The organism is Flavobacterium cupreum (assembly GCF_003996965.1).
Classification (GTDB): Bacteria; Bacteroidota; Bacteroidia; order Flavobacteriales; family Flavobacteriaceae; genus Flavobacterium; species Flavobacterium cupreum.
This window is the reverse complement of the sequence record NZ_QWDM01000001.1, coordinates 265147-283846: the sequence shown is the minus strand read 5'-3', so window position 1 is coordinate 283846 and position 18700 is coordinate 265147. Positions and strand designations below refer to the sequence as shown.

General features: G+C 40.0%; 11 protein-coding genes. 8 read left to right on the top strand and 3 right to left on the bottom strand.

The genetic code is table 11. From position 1 onward, the window contains the following. Position 1: 1 nt before the first annotated feature. The gene (locus D0817_RS01205) at positions 2-8431 is read right to left on the bottom strand and encodes a T9SS type A sorting domain-containing protein (RefSeq protein WP_127336564.1); all 8430 of its coding nucleotides are present in this window, start codon (positions 8429-8431) and stop codon (positions 2-4) included. Between the two features lie 97 nt (positions 8432-8528). Between D0817_RS01205 and D0817_RS01200 the strand changes: the two genes are divergently transcribed. Further along, a complete protein-coding gene (locus D0817_RS01200; RefSeq protein WP_127336563.1) occupies positions 8529-9545 on the top strand; it encodes an SAM-dependent methyltransferase in 1017 nt (338 codons plus the stop codon). Here the strand turns inward: D0817_RS01200 and D0817_RS01195 are convergent, their stop codons facing one another. After that, positions 9546-10100: a phage tail protein gene (locus D0817_RS01195; protein WP_202866462.1), complete on the bottom strand. Its 555-nt coding sequence runs from the start codon at positions 10098-10100 to the stop codon at positions 9546-9548. 510 nt (positions 10101-10610) lie between these two features. Here D0817_RS01195 and D0817_RS01190 point away from each other — a divergent pair. Beyond that, positions 10611-11045: an META domain-containing protein gene (locus tag D0817_RS01190; RefSeq protein WP_127336561.1), complete on the top strand. Its 435-nt coding sequence runs from the start codon at positions 10611-10613 to the stop codon at positions 11043-11045. Positions 11046-11133: 88 nt separating this feature from the next. On the opposite strand, the gene D0817_RS01185 is transcribed toward D0817_RS01190, so the two are convergent. Continuing rightward, complete coding sequence (locus D0817_RS01185; RefSeq protein WP_127336560.1) at positions 11134-11727, bottom strand: hypothetical protein; 594 nt, start codon at positions 11725-11727, stop codon at positions 11134-11136. An 859-nt stretch (positions 11728-12586) separates the two neighbouring features. Between D0817_RS01185 and D0817_RS01180 the strand changes: the two genes are divergently transcribed. From D0817_RS01180 to D0817_RS01155, 6 genes are all read left to right on the top strand, one after another. Next, positions 12587-12946, top strand: a complete 360-nt coding sequence (locus D0817_RS01180; RefSeq protein WP_127336559.1) for a hypothetical protein — start codon at positions 12587-12589, stop codon at positions 12944-12946. A gap of 760 nt (positions 12947-13706) precedes the next feature. Further along, entirely contained in the window at positions 13707-15563 is a 1857-nt protein-coding gene (locus tag D0817_RS01175; protein ID WP_127336558.1) for a histidine kinase, read from the top strand. Continuing rightward, positions 15556-16257 (top strand): LytR/AlgR family response regulator transcription factor, encoded by a 702-nt coding sequence (locus tag D0817_RS01170; RefSeq protein ID WP_127336557.1) that lies wholly within the window; start codon positions 15556-15558, stop codon positions 16255-16257. Before D0817_RS01175 ends, D0817_RS01170 begins: the two co-directional genes overlap by 8 nt. 87 nt (positions 16258-16344) lie before the next feature. Continuing rightward, positions 16345-17193, top strand: coding sequence for an AraC family transcriptional regulator (locus tag D0817_RS01165; RefSeq protein WP_127336556.1), 849 nt, complete (start codon positions 16345-16347; stop codon positions 17191-17193). Positions 17194-17356: 163 nt separating this feature from the next. Next, positions 17357-18307 carry a polysaccharide deacetylase family protein gene (locus D0817_RS01160; RefSeq protein WP_127336555.1) on the top strand — a complete coding sequence of 317 codons (951 nt, stop codon included), beginning with the start codon at positions 17357-17359 and terminating at the stop codon, positions 18305-18307. 33 nt (positions 18308-18340) lie between these two features. After that, positions 18341-18688, top strand: coding sequence for a hypothetical protein (locus tag D0817_RS01155; protein ID WP_127336554.1), 348 nt, complete (start codon positions 18341-18343; stop codon positions 18686-18688). Positions 18689-18700: the final 12 nt, after the last annotated feature.

The window sequence follows — 18700 nt, the reverse complement described above, 5'->3', positions numbered from 1 at the left end:
TTTATTTTACAAGTACTTTTAGTGTTTTCTTGAAACTTGCCGCTTCAATCACCACAACAAACATATTACCATCTGCATTTGCAGGTAGTTGTACTTCAGTTTTTACCGTTGATGATTTCAATGTTTTGATCAGTTGTCCTGAAACAGAGTATAAGCTAATTTGCATATCTTTTAGTTCGTCTTCAGGGAAATCTGCTTCAACAGTAACCACTTTTCCTTTTTCAGCAGGATTAGGATAAAGTTTTACCTGAAGTGAATTTTGTAATACAATCTTGTCTGTACAAGTTTGAAGTACTTTTCCATCTTTGGTAGTCACTTTTACTTTATAATCCGCAGTCGGGTCTAAGGTGTTGTTTTGACTGTTACCGGCTGAATAATACTGACCGGTTCCTATCAGGACACCATTTTTGTACCATTCGTAGGCAACAAACTCATAACCACCATTGGTTAAAGGATTGTTGTTTACTAAAAGCGTATTGTTGAATTTCATTTTAACAATGTCATAGAAACCAAAAGGTTTTTCGATCACCAGATTGTAATTTTTAACCACACTTCCGTCTTCTGAAGTTACCGTAATCGGCTGGTTGTAAATTCCTGGCTTAGGCAACGGAATGGTAAAATTGGCACTTGGCGTAATCGTTGCGTTGGCATCGTTTACAATAGCTACCGTAAGATTTTGTTCACCACATTCCAACAAATAATTAATTACTAACGGTGGATTATTATAAACAACGCCTCCAATAGTGATTTGTGTAATATCAGCATTGCTGTTCATGATGGTCATCGTTTGTGCTACACCCGCTGCAGGAAGGTAATTAGCATCACCACCTTGGTTTGCAGTAATAATTCCCTGACCTGTTCTAAGCATGGTTACCAAACCTGCCGGAGTAACAGTAGCCGGTGGCAACGCAGAAGTATAGGTGAAAGAATACGTCACCGGTAAACCTGAACTTGCAGTAGCTCCCAGACTGAACGTGTTATTTGCTCCAAGTGTTTTCACAGGTATTGGTGCAAAAGTAATAGTTTGGGCCGCTTTACTGATCGTAAGTTCTGCTGTTAAGGTAACAGGAGAGCAATTTGGCGTTCCGGCTGCCGGAGATACCACTGCAGTAATAGTGTAAACACCTGCATCAATTGCGCCGTTTGCATTTCCTGTTGCCGGTGCTGTTGAATACGCAACTGTAGCTCCGGTCGGAAGACCTGCAACGGAAAGCGTTTGAAGGCTTCCATTATAAGTAACTTCTGCATCTGTAAAAGTAACCTGATATAAAGGTGAAGCCGTTACAGTAACGGTTTGGTTTTGTGTTGAAATATTTCCATGACCATCATCATAACTCCAGATAATCACATAAGTACCGGCTGAAGTATAATTTAATGGTGAGGATGTTGTAGCAGTAATCGTTCCTGCACAGCTATCAGTTGCTGTTGGCACTGCTATTTCAGCTGCTAAAACAGCACAAGAATTAGTAATCGCCGGAAGATTCGCTACGTTAGGTACCGGAGCAGTGGTGTCCGGAGACGTTACGATAGTGATTGGTTGTGTTACTGTACATCCGTTTCCGTCGGTAACAATTACGGTATAAGTTCCCGAAGCCAATCCCGAAGCTGTAGCGGCAGTTCCGCCTGATGGTGACCATGCATACGTGTATGGAGTAGCCCCACCTGCAGGAATAACAGTTGCCGAAGCGTCTGCTGCTCCAGCACAACTTACGTTAGTTTGTGTAAAGGTAGCTGTAAGTGCCTGAGGTTCTGTAATGGTAAAACTTTGCGTTGCAATACATCCATTGGCATCCGTTACTGTTATAGTATAGGTTCCGGCAATCAGACCCGTTGCTGTTGCAGCAGTTCCTCCGTAAGGTGCCCATGAATAGGTGTATGCACCAGTTCCTCTGGAAGCAACTATTGAGGCAGATCCATTTGAACCTCCCTTGCAGCTCACATTAGTTTGTATTAAAGGAGTAGCAAGAAGAGCCTGAGGCTGTGTAATAGTAAAGCTTTGTATTGCTGCACATCCGTTTGCATCTGTTACGGTTACAGTATAAGTTCCCTCACTTAATCCTGTTGCCGTAGCAGCAGTTCCGCCAGATGGTGACCATGCGTAAGTATAAGTACCAGTTCCACCGGCCGCGATCACTGTCGCAGAACCATTCGATCCTGAATTACAAGTTACATTGGTTTGTCCACCGTCAGCAGCCGTTAGGGCAGTTGGTTCTGTAATAGTGAAAGTCTGAGTTGCAGTACATCCGTTGGCATCAGTTACAGTCGCTGTATAAGTTCCTACGCTTAGTCCTGTTGCTGTATCGGCAGTTCCGCCTGAAGGAGACCATGAATAGGTATATCCGCTAGTTCCCCCAGCTGCGATTACCGTTGCAGATCCGTTAGCTCCTGAATTACAGGATACGTTAATCTGAGTTCCTGCAGAAGCGGTAAGAACAGTTGGTTCTGTAATCGTAAAACTTTGCGTTGCGGTACATCCGTTAGCATCTGTAACCGTTGCTGTGTACGTTCCTGCAACTAATCCTGTTGCTGTGTCGGCAGTTCCGCCTGAAGGTGACCATGAATAGGTATATCCACTAGTTCCACCCGCTGCGATTACTGTTGCAGATCCGTTAGTTCCTGCATTACAGGATACATTGGTCTGAGCTCCGGCAGAAGCCGTAAGAACACCCGGTTCCGTAATGGTAAAACTTTGTGTAGCAGTACATCCGTTGGCGTCTGTAACAGTCGCCGTATAAGTTCCTGCGGTTAATCCTGAAGCCGTTGCAGCGGTTCCTCCTGACGGTGACCATAAATAGGTATATCCGGCAGTTCCACCAGCTGCACTTACTGTAGCTGAACCATTAGATCCTGAGTTACAGGAAACATTGGTTTGAGCTCCGGCAGAAGCTGTAAGCATACTTGGTTCTGTAATGGTAAAACTTTGTGTTGCAGTACATCCGTTGGCATCTGTAACCGTTGCGGTGTATGTTCCTGCAGTTAGTCCTGTTGCCGTAGCAGCAGTTCCGCCTGAAGGTGACCATGAATACGTATAGGAAGGAGTTCCTCCTGTTCCACTTACCGTAGCAGAACCGTTAGTACCTCCATTGCAGGATACATTGGTTTGTGCTACTGGCGAAGCCGTAAGAGCAGTTGCAGGTTCTGTAATGGTAAAAGTTTGTGTTGCAGTACATCCGTTGGCATCTGTAACAGTCGCGGTGTACGTTCCTGCAATTAAACCTGTTGCCGTGTCGGCAGTTCCACCTGAAGGGGACCATAAGTAAGTATAAGTACCAGTTCCGCCTGTTGCACTTACCGTAGCAGAACCATTCGATCCTGAATTACAGGAAACATTAGTCTGTGCTACAGGTGAAGCTGCAAGAACAGTTGGTTCTGTAATCGTAAAACTTTGTGTGGCAGTACATCCGTTGGCATCGGTAACCGTTGCGGTGTACGTTCCAGCAGTTAGTCCTGTTGCCGTGTCGGCAGTTCCGCCTGAAGGTGACCATAAATAGGTATATCCAGCAGTTCCACCTGTTGCACTTACCGTAGCGGATCCATTCGATCCTGAATTACAGGATACATTGGTTTGAGCCGATGCAGAAGCGACAAGAACAGTTGGTTCTGTAATCGTAAAAGTTTGCTTTGCAGTACATCCGTTAGCATCTGTAACAGTTGCGGTGTATGTTCCCGCAGTTAGTCCTGAAGCTGTTGCAGCAGTTCCTGCTGAAGGCGACCATGAATAGGTATATCCTGCAGTTCCACCTGTTGCACTTACTGTAGCTGAACCGTTAGTTCCTCCATTGCAGGATACATTGGTTTGGGCTGCGGCTGCAGCTGTAAGGGCAGTAGCAGGTTCTGTAATGGTAAAGCTTTGTGTTGCAGTACATCCGTTCGCATCTGTAATAGTTACGGTATAGGTTCCGGCAGTTAGTCCTGTTGCTGTTGCAGCAGTTCCTCCTGATGGTGCCCATGAATACGTATAAGAAGGAGTTCCTCCGGTTGCACTTACTGTCGCAGATCCGGTCGCTCCTGAATTACAAGCGATATTTGTTTGAGCTACAGGCAAAGCCGTAAGGGCTGTTGCTGGTTCTGTAATGGTAAAAGTTTGCGTTGCAGTACATCCGTTGGCATCTGTAACAGTTGCGGTGTACGTTCCTGCAGTTAGTCCTGAAGCTGTTGCTGCAGTTCCACCTGAAGGGGACCATGCATAAGTATAAGTACCGGTTCCTCCTGTTGCACTTACCGTAGCAGCTCCATTCGAACCTGAATTACAGGATACATTGGTTTGAGCCGAGGCAGAAGCGACAAGAACAGTTGGTTCAGTAATCGTAAAACTTTGAGTGGCAGTACATCCGTTGGCATCTGTAACAGTGGCTGTATAAGTTCCTGCTGTTAAACCTGTTGCTGTGTCTGCGGTTCCACCTGATGGAGACCAGGAATAGGTATATCCGCTAGTTCCGCCCGCTGCGATTACCGTAGCAGATCCGTTAGATCCTGAATTACAGGATACATTGGTCTGAGCTCCGGCAGAAGCGGTAAGAACACCCGGTTCTGTAATCGTAAAACTTTGTGTAGCAGTACATCCGTTGGCATCCGTAACCGTTACGGTATACGTTCCTGCTGTTAAACCTGTTGCTGTGTCTGCAGTTCCGCCTGAAGGTGACCAGGAATAGCTATATCCCGGAGTTCCGCCTGTTGCACTTACTGTCGCAGATCCGTTAGATCCTGAATTACAGGAAACATTGGTTTGAGCTGCGGCTGAAGCTGTAAGGGCAGTAGCTGGTTCTGTAATGGTAAAGCTTTGTGCTGCGGTGCATCCGTTTGCATCCGTAATAGTTACGGTATATGTTCCTGCAGTTAGTCCTGTTGCCGTAGCAGCAGTTCCTCCTGATGGGGACCATGAATACGTATAGGAAGGAGTTCCTCCGGTTGCACTTACTGTTGCAGATCCGGTCGCGCCTGAATTACAAACGATATTCGTTTGAGCTACAGGTACAGCCGTAAGGGCTGTTGCTGGTTCTGTAATCGTAAAAGTTTGCGTTGCAACACATGAGTTTGCATCTGTAACCGTTGCGGTGTACGTTCCTGCAGTCAGTCCTGATGCCGTAGCAGCAGTTCCGCCTGAAGGCGACCACGAATAAGTATAAGTACCAGTTCCTCCTGTTGCACTTACCGTAGCAGCTCCATTCGAACCTGAATTACAGGAAACATTGGTTTGAGCCGAGGCAGAAGCGACAAGAACAGTTGGTTCTGTAAGGGTAAAAGTCTGAGTGGCAGTACATCCGTTGGCATCTGTAACAGTTGCCGTGTACGTTCCTGCAGTTAGTCCTGAAGCTGTTGCAGCAGTTCCTCCTGAAGGTGACCAGGAATACGTATAGCCGCTAGTTCCTCCTGTTGCACTTACTGTCGCAGATCCATTCGATCCTGAATTACAGGATACATTGGTTTGAGCCGATGCAGAAGCGACAAGAACAGTTGGTTCTGTAATGGTAAAAGTTTGCGTTGCAGTACATCCGTTGGCATCTGTAACAGTTGCCGTGTACGTTCCTGCAGTTAGTCCTGAAGCTGTTGCAGCAGTTCCTCCTGAAGGTGACCAGGAATAGGTATATCCGGTAGTTCCACCAGTGGCACTTACCGTTGCTGAACCATTAGTACCTCCATTGCAGGAGACATTGGTTTGGGATAGTGGCGAAGCTGTAAGAACACCTGGTTCTGTAAGAGTAAAACTTTGTGTTGCCGCACATCCGTTGGCATCTGTAACGGTAACGGTATAGGTTCCTGCACCCAGTCCTGAAGCCGTAGCAGCAGTTCCTCCTGATGGTGACCAGGAATAGGTATATCCGGCAGTTCCACCAGTTCCATTTACTGTTGCCGAACCGTTAGTACCTCCATTGCAGGATACATTGGTTTGGGATACTGGCGAAGCTGTAAGTGCTGTCGCTGGTTCTGTAATTGTAAAAGTTTGCGTGGCAGTACATGCGTTGGCATCTGTAACGGTAACGGTATACGTACCAGCAGTTAATCCTGATGCCGTAGCGGCAGTTCCACCGACAGGTGACCAGGAATAGGTGTATCCGGAAGTTCCTCCGGTTGCACTTACAGTCGCTGAACCGTTAGATCCTGAATTACAAGATACATTGGTTTGGGCTGCCGCCGAAGCGATTAGAACACCCGGTTCTGTAAGGGTAAAAGTCTGAGTGGCAGTACATCCGTTGGCATCTGTAACGGTTGCTGTGTAGGTTCCTGCACTTAAGCCTGAAGCTGTCGCTGCAGTTCCACCTGATGGTGACCACAAATACGTATATCCGGTAGTTCCACCGGTTGCACTTACCGTCGCTGAACCGTTTGTACCTCCATTGCAGGATACATTGGTCTGGGCTGCGGCAGAAGCAACAAGAATATTTGGTTGCGTAATCGTAAAAGTTTGTGTTGCCGTACATCCATTAGCATCTGTAACAGTGGCTGTATAAGTACCAGCGGCTAGTCCTGAAGCCGTAGCAGCAGTTCCGCCAGATGGTGACCAGGAATAGGTATAAGAAGGAGTTCCGCCAGTAGCACTTACCGTGGCTGAACCATTAGTACCTCCATTGCAGGATACATTAGTTTGGGCTGAAGGGGAAGCTACAAGAGCAGTGGCAGGTTGTGTAATTGTAAAAGTTTGAGTTGCAGTACATCCATTGGCATCTGTAACTGTTGCAGTATAGGTACCAGCGGCCAATCCTGAAGCCGTAGCTGCAGTTCCGCCTGATGGTGACCATGAATACGTATATCCGGAAGTTCCACCGGTTGCACTTACTGTAGCTGAACCGTTAGTACCTCCATTGCAGGATACATTGGTTTGGGCTGAAGGGGAAGCTACAAGAGCAGCAGCAGGTTGTGTAATACTAAAAGTTTTAGTGGCCTGACAGCTATTCGCATCTGTAACCGTTACGGTATAAGTACCAACGGCGAGTCCTGAAGCCGTAGCAGCAGTTCCTCCTGATGGTGACCATGAATAGGTATATCCGGTAGTTCCTCCTGTTGGGGCAACGGTAGCTGTACCATTAGTACCTCCAAAACAGGAAACGTTGGTTTGGCTTCCGGCACTGGCATTAAGAGCTGCAGTAGGCTGTGTAATTGTAAACGTTCTGGTTGCCTGACAGCTATTCGCATCTGTAACCGTTACGGTATAAGTACCAGTGGCTAATCCGGAAGCAGTTGCTCCTGTACCACCAGATGGCGACCATGAATAGGTATAGGTACCGGTTCCTGTTCCTCCGGAGGGGATAACAGTAGCCGTACCATTCGATCCTCCAAAACAGGATACATTGGTACTTGCTCCTGTGGCCAGACTAATAGCCGGTGGTTGTGTTATAGTAAAAGATCTCGTTATCTGAGTTGCTTCAGCATCTGTGATGGTGACAGTATAATTACCCATAACCAGTCCTGTAGCGGTGGCTCCCGTTCCTCCTGATGGTGACCAGGAATACGTATACGCCGTTTTCCCCCCTGTTACATTTACTGTTGCGGTTCCATTAGCTCCTCCATTACACGAAACATTAGTTTGTGGTGTCGAAGAAGTACTCAGGGCAGCTCCGGTCGTAAAGGTTAGCTCAGCGCCATAACTCGTTCCTCCGGAATTTTTGGCATATGCTTTATAGTAAATAAGAGTAGAAGCAGGAAATAATCCCACAGTATTAGTAAAGGTACCTGTACCGGTACCGATTTGTATTTTATTATTTGATGTTGTCGGGTTTGTTGTGGTTGCCCAGACAATTCCTCTTTCAATGGTAGCATCACCGCCATCGGCAGTTACATTACCACCTAGTGTTGCTTTTACTGCTCCTACATTTGTAGCTGCAGCGGTTGTCACTGTAGGTGCCGAGGCACCATTTGCAAACCTGAAATCATCAACAGCAAGATAATCATAGTTACTGCTTAATTTAATTTCAAGCTGATCGATGTTAATAGCGGTATTGTCCGAACCTCCTTCGGTAGCGAAGTTAATTTGTATAAAGCCATTAGCGGGAAGTGCAGTACCCAGATTGGCACCGGTTGTAGTTTTAATTACTGAAAATTTTTGTACCCCGCCCAGTCTACCTGTAAAAGTAATGGAACCGGCCAGGCCGTCACCGGTAACACCCGGAGTAAAAGCGGCATTACCGGTTACATAAATCCATAAACTACTCAGCTTAAAGCTTCCGGTAGCATCAGTAATAGTACCACTCTGTCCGAAACCTTCCGGTCCTGGTGAATCTTCCACCTGAATAAATTTACCTGAGCCATTATAGCCCCCGCTTGCAAGCGGGTAGACCTTAAAGCTAAGATAACTGCTGGTTAAATTAAACGTTTTTGTGCCATTTGTAAAACTGCTGGAATTATTAGTAGCGGTTTCAAATGTTTCCGTGGTTTGCGCCCCAATATGGGGTATTGCAAAAAACAGAAAGATGATTAATAAGTAAAGTTTTTTCATAATTCATTGAGATTAAATTGATCTGATCGTATTGTTGCATTATATTTTTAACTTATATTTCTAACTTTAAAAAGAAAGATTCTTAAAGTTGTAAAGTATGTATAAACAGGAACTTACATTTATTGTTAAATCTATCATCGCCTCAGACACTGTTAATGAGCATGTAAAGTGGGCGGAGCAGCTTTCTGTTTTTTATAAAAAAACGACGACGATTAAGAATTCGGAAACTAATGAAACTCTTATAAAAGGTGGCGTTGCTTTATCCAGTTCAGGCGCTGCTGACTGTGTTGATGATTATTTGCGTACCGTTTTCTTTATAAAAGGAGTTTACCAGGCCTTAACTAAATTATGTCTGGATTTCCCGGAAAGAAGCATTAATATCCTTTATGCAGGATGTGGCCCATACGCAACATTAATTCTGCCTTTACTTCCATTATTTGGTAAAGAGAGAATTAAAGCTGTTTTAGTAGACATCAATGCCGAATCCATAGCATCGGTACACAATCTCTTAACTGTTATCGGTCTTGAGGAATATGATTTGCAACTTATAGAAGCAAACGCCATTACCTATACCAAACCAACAGATTTTGTGATCGACCTTGCCATTACCGAAACGATGCACTACGCACTTACCCGTGAGCCTCAGGTAGCCATTACAAAAAATATTCTCAGTCAATTGACTTCTGATGCCATATTGATTCCCGAAGAAATAAGAATTGATCTTGCCTATACCTTTTTTGCTTATGAGCCATATCTCAAAAACACTAAGGAAGTAAAGGGCCGCAATGATATGCAGCCCTATACTGACAATGTATTTGTTGATAGATTATTTACAATAAACAAAGAACATTTTGACAGCTACAACAGCGGTTCAAAATTTGAAAGCTGCTTTTATAAGCTGCCGGCCGATTTTAGTAATCATCCGGATGTATGCATTTTTACAGCACTTAGGATATTCGGGGATATTGAGTTAAAAACTGCTGAATCCTATATCACCAATCCTTTTTGTGTGGTATCCCTGTATAATCTTAGTGCTTACTCTGAAATTCAGTTAGTATATGATTTTAGTGAAATTCCACAATGGTCATATAACGTAAAAGAAAGTGCTTACTAATTAGTTTCTGGAAGGGAAAATACCTTCAAGACAAATAATGTACGTTAAGGCCACATAAGGCTGCATTATAGATACCGGTATGTTATTACCCGTGGCACCAGTCACAATGCTTGTTGTAAGGTTAACGTTCGGAGTTGATGTAGTGAAACCTAATGTAGGGGCAAATGCTCTTGAAACTATCGATCCGGGTGTAGCTATTGAAGCTCCCGCTACAGGTACTGCATCAGTTGAATTCGCACTACTTACTGCTAAAGTAGCAGGACCGGCGTGAACGTGAGCTGGTAAATTACTTGTCAAAAGACTAACAGTCGGCGTACCGGCAACCTGACCTAACACATAGTTGGAACCACCACCATTTCCTGCACCAATAGCAACAGATCCCTGTAAATTTGGTAATGCAAATGTAGTTTGGCCATTTCCGCCGTAAGTAGTACCTAAAATTGCGAATAGAGCATTATTCTGAGCAATAGACATTATTTGTCCGTTACAAAGCGCCCAGCCTCTTGGTGCGAAATTTCCTGCAAAAAGTTTTACAACTCCTAAAAATTCTTCCATAATAAAATTGATTAAATTGATTAGTAATAGTTTTTGTTTAGTATATGTAACAAATCTACCGTATTGGCTACTTGTGGAAGCACGTAGAAATACCTGTTTTTGTGGTCAAATTAGTCTTTCAATTAATTTAGTTTAAAGCTAATTCATTCTAAATGAATTAATTCTATTTTGATTATTTTTTTTTATTAATTTTTTTCTTATATTTTTACGCGACCCTTATTGTAAGTGTGAAATATTTTTCTAAAGAAAAAAACATAGCTTGGGTGACTTAAAATTTATTTTCAAAAGGCCAAAACAACCAGATGATAAAATTTTGGTAATTCTGGCGATGGAAAAAAGTGCACGATAGTGTCTGCAGCATATTTCACTATTTAAATATCGAAAGAAGGAATAAACAGTGAAATAAGGCACGAATATTGAGAAAGTTATTTTTACAGGGATGCTTTTTATAATTTTATAAGTAACTTTAATCTTTAAATAACAAAAAATAATAACAAAAAAACAGACTTTATGAGAAATTACATAATCGCAATCGTTTCATTTTCAACTCTATTACTTAATTCCTGTATGGCATCAAAAGAGGCTAAAAGTACAGCCGGTCTTTATGATACAACCTGGGAACTGGAATACATTTCCGGACCAAGAATTGCTTTTGAAGGATTATATCCAAATAAAAAACCGCAAATTACTTTTGATCAGAAAGAAACTAAAGTATTCGGAAATAACGGCTGTAACGGGTACAGCGCCCCTTATACCTTAAACGGAACAGCACTGACTTTTGGAGAACCGGGCCCGGCAACAATGATGTTTTGTGACGGAGGCGGAGAGCAGCAATTTTTAAGGCAAATGAAAAAAATTACAAGCTATTCTCTAGATAAAGACGGGAAGCTAAATTTAATTGAAGGAGATGTTCCTATGATGAGATTTAAAAAAGTGGCAAAATAAAGCTAAAAATAAGCGTATAGAAAAGGGGAAGTGATTTGTTTCACTTCCCCTTTTTTTAATAGTATTGCCTCGACTAATGTACTGAATTTTATTCCTTAAGCAGTAAAATGGTAGCTTTATATCCGGTACCCACATTCCACTGGCTTGAATAAATAACAGCCCCTTTATCATCAAACACTTCAAACTGAGCCGTATTTGGGGAAGCAAATCCTTCATTCAAAGCTTCAAAGTCTATTTTGTTAAGGCCTTCCACCAAAGTTATTTTGAATCCTTTAAATTCCCCGTCCAGACCAACTTCCGGTTCAATGACCTTATCATTCAGATAAACTTTGATTTTATCGCCGTCTACAAAAGCAGCATCACGATAACGGACGGTCGACGTAAATGATTTCGTCCTGAAACCTCCTAAATACTGATTTCGTCTGTAAGCAATTTCATTGGTATTGGAATCCGGTTTATAAAGATTTGTATCCTTAAAAAGTTCTTTCGGATCAATCTTCAGCGGATCCGGTTTTTCCACAACAGCGGGCGGATTGACCTTTGGGGAAATTTCTTTGGGAGGAATGACCTCTTTAACAGGGGATTCCTTGGCGGGGATCGACTTAAATTTAGTATTCAGTTCCTGCGCTTGTCCCTGCAGGGAAACAGCAGTCACTATAATTAAAAACAATATACTTTTCATAATTCTCTTAATAATTAATAAATAAAACAATCAGGCATTAGAGCAAAATATGCTACTGCCTAATTGATATAAACATTTAATTGAACTATTTATTGCATCAACAGATTGTGTATTTCAAATCCAAATGACATTAAAAATGGCCATTTTGAATTTTTTTTGCTGTAAAATCCAAACGATAATATTTAAAATTCGGGGTCAAAAAACCAAAATTTGGCCCTGAAATTTACGAATATCAATTAAAACCCTACAGTTATAAATCGGTTTTGGAAATTAACTTTATCCGATTGTACTTTCGCATCAACATAATGAACGAGTGAATGGGCCGGCAGAAATGCAACTGGCTGATTCACTAAAAAAATAAATTTCAGATAAGCACTACTTTTTTTAAAAGGAGAAAAAGGATAGGATTAAATATTGGAATTATGCCGGATAGCTATAAAATCTAATGAAAGTTTATGTTTTTGGAGAAATTAAATTATTAGGTATTAATAGAATGATGTTTTTTGTTTGGTTTTATTGACGATGGCATAATTTCCTTTTTTTTCATTTTTATTGTCTCAGGTTTTCTGCTTGTTTTTTGATATTGGGGGGTATCAGTAACAGGCAGATTCCTGGTCAATATTTGGGACTCAGCGTTAAGTTTTTTTCTTTTGAATATGGCATTTGTTTGTTCGTCTCTGAAGAGTTATGTTTTTATACGAATATAAATTGAAAGTAACCGGATATAAACTGAAAGTGACCAGATATTACCTGGTTAGCAATGCTTTGAAAGTTCATCTTTACCTTTACCAAAAATGTTTGTAAAAGCTGTTTTTTTACAATTTCAGATAATAGAAAATAATTTAAAAACTTTAATAATATGGAAAATAACAAAGTATTGATTTATGACAATCAGCATGGTTTTTCAAGATTTTTAACTAAAGTGTTTGGAGAAGTATATGACTTTAAAATATTTAAAAAATTTGATACAACTTTCGATTTAGAAAGCTTTCAAAACGAATACCTGCTGGCCTTTTTCGTGATTTATTCCGAGAAAAATTTATTTGATTTAATGAAAATTTACAGAAGAGGAGTGCCCCTGGTCGTTTGTACTTTTAATGAACAACTGCTGCATCAATTTGAAAGTGTTACAGACATTAATGTAATGAATACTTCGAGAAGTAAACAGGAACTTATAAATGATTTCCAAATTTTTCTTTACACCTATGTTGAGTTGTAAAAAATAAAAATCTTTTAGTAATAATTCTTTTATCTGTATTTCTAAAAAACCTTTTACCTGTTTTTTCGTATACAAAGAATAACAGGAACGGTAATTATATTCTCCAGAGTGATTTTGAAATGATTAATAGAATAAGCCCTAATTTTTAAATACAAAGTGGTTCAGAGAAAAAAAATATTTTAATTATAGTAATTGTGACCTTGCTTTTGGTGATAGCAGTAAGGTCTTTTTAAGGAGGATTCTCTTTATGTACTGGTGTATAAGTAAGTTGTGGTATTCTTACAAGTCAGCATTGCATAAGAGGTATCCTCTTTATTATTTATGATAATGATTTTAACTCTGGTATAGCAGTACCGGAACCTCAAATCTTCGAAATAAACCCTTCAGCTTTTGGATTTAATCTATAAAATGCAGCCAAAATGCAGAAATCCTTCTAAAAGATCACATTAAAATTTTTCCAATTATACAAACAGAATGTTCAGTTATAAACTGAAACGTTCCAGTTATTAATTGTTTGGGATTAAATATTTATTTGGTGGTTTCTTTGCAAAAAAATATACTGAAAAGATATTTTCCTTTATTCCTGCCTTTTTAGATCTCCATTATGCCAGCACGGTGCTGATGGGTAAGGGTTGTACAGCGGATAAACCAATGCAAAACACACAAATTGAGATTTGGTATTCTGTTGTTTTAAATTGGTAACCGTTAGTTTTTTAGGATTAAAAAGTAAGATTTTTTAATAAAAACCAGCATTTCGGATATGATAAAAAGCTACTCTGTTTTTTTTCTGTTTTTTACTTTAGTCTTTTTCCTCCCCGGAAAGGGCTACGGACAGTCTGATTTAAATTTTGATTCCATTGACAGTATAATCGAGGGACATCAGAAGGATAGATATTCCTGGTGTAAAGCGCAGCTTGAACTGCTCAAAAGGAGAAACACAGGCTTTCCGAAAAGAGGGCAGGTGGTTTACGCAAAATCGGCAGAATTTATGGCCTCGAGGAGATTTGACAATCAGGCTGCGGCAGAAATGAATAAGGCACTTACCATCTGTAATGGTGAGCGGTGTTATCCCGAAAAAGGGATCGTTAATATGATCAATGCCGAATATTATTTCAAGCGTGATAAAATAGTAATGGCACTGGAAATAATCCTGCAAAACAATCTGGAACTCGAAAAATGGTCACCTTCTTCAAAAGAGTTATCAGACAGCTATCTTCAGACGGCCAAATATTATAACAATTTAGATTTTTATGAAAAAGCAAAAGAGTATCTGAGGAAAACAATTCAGCATTCCAAGAAGATTAAATACAATGTCAATTTATCAAAAGTCTACAATCAACTGGGAAGAATATTGCGGCGGCAGAAAAAACCACAGGAAGCGCTGAAGTATTTTAAAAAATCCATTATAAATGACGATCTGCATAAGAAATTTAGTTTACATGCTGCCACTTATAACAACATTGCAGCTGTATTTACTGATTTGAAAAATTATGACAGTGCTTATTTTTACTTAAAGAAGGCAAAAAAATATGCAGGGACCGGCTACGTATTAAATACAGATTTGTTAGGGCTAAAGGCGACTATAAATAAAAGGATGGCATTGGTTTTTATTAGAAGAAACGCAATCGACAGTGCACTTTATTATGGAAAAAAAGCTTTGAAATATTATTCAGGTAATAGCTATTTTCTAAATGACCAGGAAAGCCTGTATGGTATTCTTTCGGAGTGCCATGAAAAAAAATCAGTACACGATAGTGCTTTGTATTATCGCAAATTAGAGCTAAAAGAGTTAAAGAGCGTTCAGTTTTTAGAGAAACAGGATTTGGTTGATAAAACCACACAGCAGGCAAAAATTAAATTTCAGGGAGAGGCGATCCGACTTTTAAAAGATAACAACCAGCTAGAAAAGGAACTGTTCAAGAGTGAACGCATCATTGTATTTGTACTACTCTTATTGGTTGCTCTTATTTTATATGGATATTACCGTAAAAATATATTGCGGCAGGAGCAGACCGCTTTGCAGCTCGAACAAAAAGTGCTGCGGTCTCAGATGAATCCGCATTTTATATTTAATGCGCTTGTAGCCATTCAGAATTCAATGATGGATAACAATATTTTAGAGTCGGCTTCCTATGTGGCAAAATTCGCAAAACTGATCCGGCAAAATTTTGATTTTACCCAAAAAGATTATATCACTTTGGAAGAGGATCTTGATGCGCTGAAAAATTATATAGCAGTCCAGAAAATGAGGTTTAAATCAAAATTTGACTTTTTTATAGAATGCGGAGATGTCGAAATTGACAGCATCTTAATACCACCGTTATTACTGCAGCCTTTTGTAGAAAATGCCATTGAAAGTGGTTTTAAAGGACTTAAGGAATTTGGAATTCTTAAAATAGAAATTTTTACTGTTTCTAAGAAAAAAATTGGTTTTCGTATTACGGATAACGGTATTGGCTGTAAGGCGGTTAAAGATGATAAATTACATTCGACAGCGATATTTAAAGCCCGGCTTTCGATACACAATGCCAATGATCTGAATAGTTTTACCATCTTGTCAAGACCTGAATTTGAAGGCACTAAAATTGAATTTAAATACACTGTAAAAAATGTATAACGTAGCCATAATAGAAGATGAAGTAGCGGCAGCGGCAGCTTTGGAAAAGATGATTTCTATTTTAGAGCCCGATTTTAAAATCTGCGCCAAAATCCCAAGTATTTTTGAAAGTCTTGCTTTTTTTAAAGAAAACAGTGTAGATATTGTTTTTATGGATGTACAGCTTGCCGACGGAGATTGTTTTGAATTATTGTCAAAAATCCCGTGTATTAATTTTTCGATTATTTTCACTACAGCTTATGACACCCACGCCATAAAAGCTTTTAAATTTAATGCGGTGGATTATATTTTAAAACCAGTGGATCCTGAGGAGTTAGCAAAAGCAATACACAAGGCAAAAGAAAAATTAACCAACCTTGTCCTGATTGATTTTTTTTTAAGTAACAGAAATGTCGATAAGCCCCGTCTGGCTCTTACCGTTTTAAATCAAACGCTTTATGTCAATATTGAAGATATCATCAGACTCGAGGCAGACAGCGCTTATACGGAGTTCGTTTTGAAGGACAGGTCTTTTACCGTATCTAAAAATATGAAATATTATGAAGACCTGTTGCAGGGCTATAACTTTATAAGAGTTCATAATTCACACCTGGTGTCTAAAAATGAAATCGCCTCAAGAAAAGTATCTACCGTGAAAATGAGCAACGGAGATGTGATTCCCGTATCGGTAAGGAGAAGATTTTTGCTGAAGTAAAATAGTTGATTTTATGACAAAACAAATACAGCCCGAGGGTGTGGTGTTGTATTATTTCATTATAATTTTGTAAAAATTTATTACACTATGAAACGTTTTAATAGTTATCATTCTTTAAATGTTTTTCGACTGGAGCTTGATCGATGGGAATTTCCGGTTCATAAACATAATTGCTATGAATTTATTTTTGTTGAAAAGGGAAGCGGGAACCATTTTTTGAATGAGGGATCTTTTTCTTATAAAGAAGGGGATGCTTTTTTATTAAGACCTGAAGATTCCCATTATTTCACCCTGGAAGAGAAAACCCATTTTATATTTATCAAGTTTACGGAACAGCTTTTTATCGAAAAATTAGAAGGAAATAAAACGGCAAAATGGATGGAGGTTATCAAAACCCTGCTGCAAAACGCATCTTCGGTAAGCGGTAGTTTAATAGCGGAGGCTGAGGATAAAAAACATCTTAGCTATTTACTGCAGATTTTAGTAAGTGAATTTGCAAAAACCTGTGCCTACAGCCGTGAATTGGTAATTGAACTTTTTGGAGCAGTAATGATGATGCTCGCCAGAAGTCATTCGACGACCGAATATGGGGAGCACTGTCCCGGAAATACAGAACTGGACAAACTCAATCAGATATTGAGCTATCTGCGATTGTATGCATTGGATGCAGAAAAAATGCGCATCGAAAATATTGCACATCATTTTGCAATGTCACCCAATTATATCAGTATTTATGTAAAGAAACACAGTGATGTTTCAATTCAGCAGCACATTATACAAACTAAGCTGAAATCTGCAGATCAATTGCTCAAAAACAGCCGCCTGAACATCAATGAAATAGCAACCAAACTAGGTTTTACAGATGCGAGTCATTTCAATAAACTGTATAAAAAGTACAGAGGTGTAAGCCCTGGTATGGCCTATTCGTCTATTTAGAAGCCTTGGAAGAGAAGGGGTTTTCATAAATTTATTTTTGAAGCTTTTATTTAAAAAGCATCCCCAATTCAAAAGATTGATTTATACAAAATTACAATTGAATTTTACCTTGATAACTGACAGTACAGTTTTAATTTTGTCTTACAAATAAAAACCATAAAAGATGAAAAAATACGTATCTGTCAGAGGGATTTTAGCAATGGTGCTGTTGTTCGCCTCTTTCATAGGAATCGCCCAAACGGCACCAAAGTCTAAAAGTTACTGGCCTAATGGCGCTCAGTTAGTAATTTCAGTATCAATGCAATTTGAAACCGGGGGACAGCCGGAAGGTGCAGAAAGCCCTTTTTCAGGAAATCCATTACCCAAAGGACAGCCTGACCTGGCTGCTGACAGCTGGTTTCGATATGGAGGGAAGGAGGGCGTCTACCGCATGCTTGATTTATGGAAAAAATACGATGTCAAAGTAACTTCTCATGTCGTTGGACAAGCAGCGGTAAAATATCCAGAAGTGGCAAAAGCAATTGCCGATCAGGGTCATGAGATTGCAGCGCACGGTATGACATGGGACAACCAATGGAATAAAAGTTATGCTGATGAACTGGCCTTTGTAAAAAAAGGTATTGATACCGTCGAAGCCATTACAGGAAAAAGAGGAGTGGGGTACAATAGTAATTGGTTGAGAAGAGGTCCAAATACCTTAAAAGTGCTTCAGCAACTTGGTTTTTTATACCATATAGATGATCTGAGCCATGATGAACCCTTTATCACCATGGTAAATGGTAAAAGATTTGTTGTTATTCCGTATACTCTTCGGAACAATGATATTGTAAATATTGAAGGCAAACACTGGAGCCCGGATCAATTTTTAAATCAGTTAAAATTAGAATTTGACCAGCTGTATAAGGAAGGTGCCACGAAAAGAAGAATGATGTCTGTGAGTTTTCATGATCGTATCGGAGGATCTCCGGCCGTGATAAACGTAATGGAACAGTTTATAAAATATACCAAAACAAAGCCCGGCGTAGTCTACATGCGAAAAGATGATATTGCCAGACTGGTACAGAATGACCCGAATACCCCCATAGATAATTCGGAGGCGCAATACAATAAATAATTGGATCACTCTTAAATTTTAAAAACAGAATCCATGTTTAAAATCTTTAAGCTAACAAGTATACTAGCTGTTACCAGCTCAGTAATCATCGGTATTGTTTTTATTGTTGATTTAGTAATGGCGGGTTACGAAACTAAATTTCTACTAATAAATTTATTTTTCATAGCAATAGCATCGCTTTTAGTCTGGTTTTGGATTACGCTTAACCAAAAGATTGCCGCTGTTTATGTACTAAATCAGGAACAGCGTATCGGCTTAAAATACTGGCCTTCCATTTTCAGCTGCCTGATTTTACTGGCAACTGTTTACTTCATAGTCAGCAGCATTTGCTGTTATGCTTTGCTGGACAGGCTGATAGACGGAACAGCACTTTTAGGATAAAAAATTAAATGA

Bases quoted from the DNA above. Each gene is read 5' to 3' on its own strand.
- D0817_RS01205 (WP_127336564.1), bottom strand. From the start codon at position 8,431: ATGAAAAAACTTTACTTATTAATCATCTTTCTGTTTTTTGCAATACCC.
- D0817_RS01200 (WP_127336563.1), top strand. From the start codon at position 8,529: ATGTATAAACAGGAACTTACATTTATTGTTAAATCTATCATCGCCTCA.
- D0817_RS01195 (WP_202866462.1), bottom strand. From the start codon at position 10,100: ATGGAAGAATTTTTAGGAGTTGTAAAACTTTTTGCAGGAAATTTCGCA.
- D0817_RS01190 (WP_127336561.1), top strand. From the start codon at position 10,611: ATGAGAAATTACATAATCGCAATCGTTTCATTTTCAACTCTATTACTT.
- D0817_RS01185 (WP_127336560.1), bottom strand. From the start codon at position 11,727: ATGAAAAGTATATTGTTTTTAATTATAGTGACTGCTGTTTCCCTGCAG.
- D0817_RS01180 (WP_127336559.1), top strand. From the start codon at position 12,587: ATGGAAAATAACAAAGTATTGATTTATGACAATCAGCATGGTTTTTCA.
- D0817_RS01175 (WP_127336558.1), top strand. From the start codon at position 13,707: ATGATAAAAAGCTACTCTGTTTTTTTTCTGTTTTTTACTTTAGTCTTT.
- D0817_RS01170 (WP_127336557.1), top strand. From the start codon at position 15,556: ATGTATAACGTAGCCATAATAGAAGATGAAGTAGCGGCAGCGGCAGCT.
- D0817_RS01165 (WP_127336556.1), top strand. From the start codon at position 16,345: ATGAAACGTTTTAATAGTTATCATTCTTTAAATGTTTTTCGACTGGAG.
- D0817_RS01160 (WP_127336555.1), top strand. From the start codon at position 17,357: ATGAAAAAATACGTATCTGTCAGAGGGATTTTAGCAATGGTGCTGTTG.
- D0817_RS01155 (WP_127336554.1), top strand. From the start codon at position 18,341: ATGTTTAAAATCTTTAAGCTAACAAGTATACTAGCTGTTACCAGCTCA.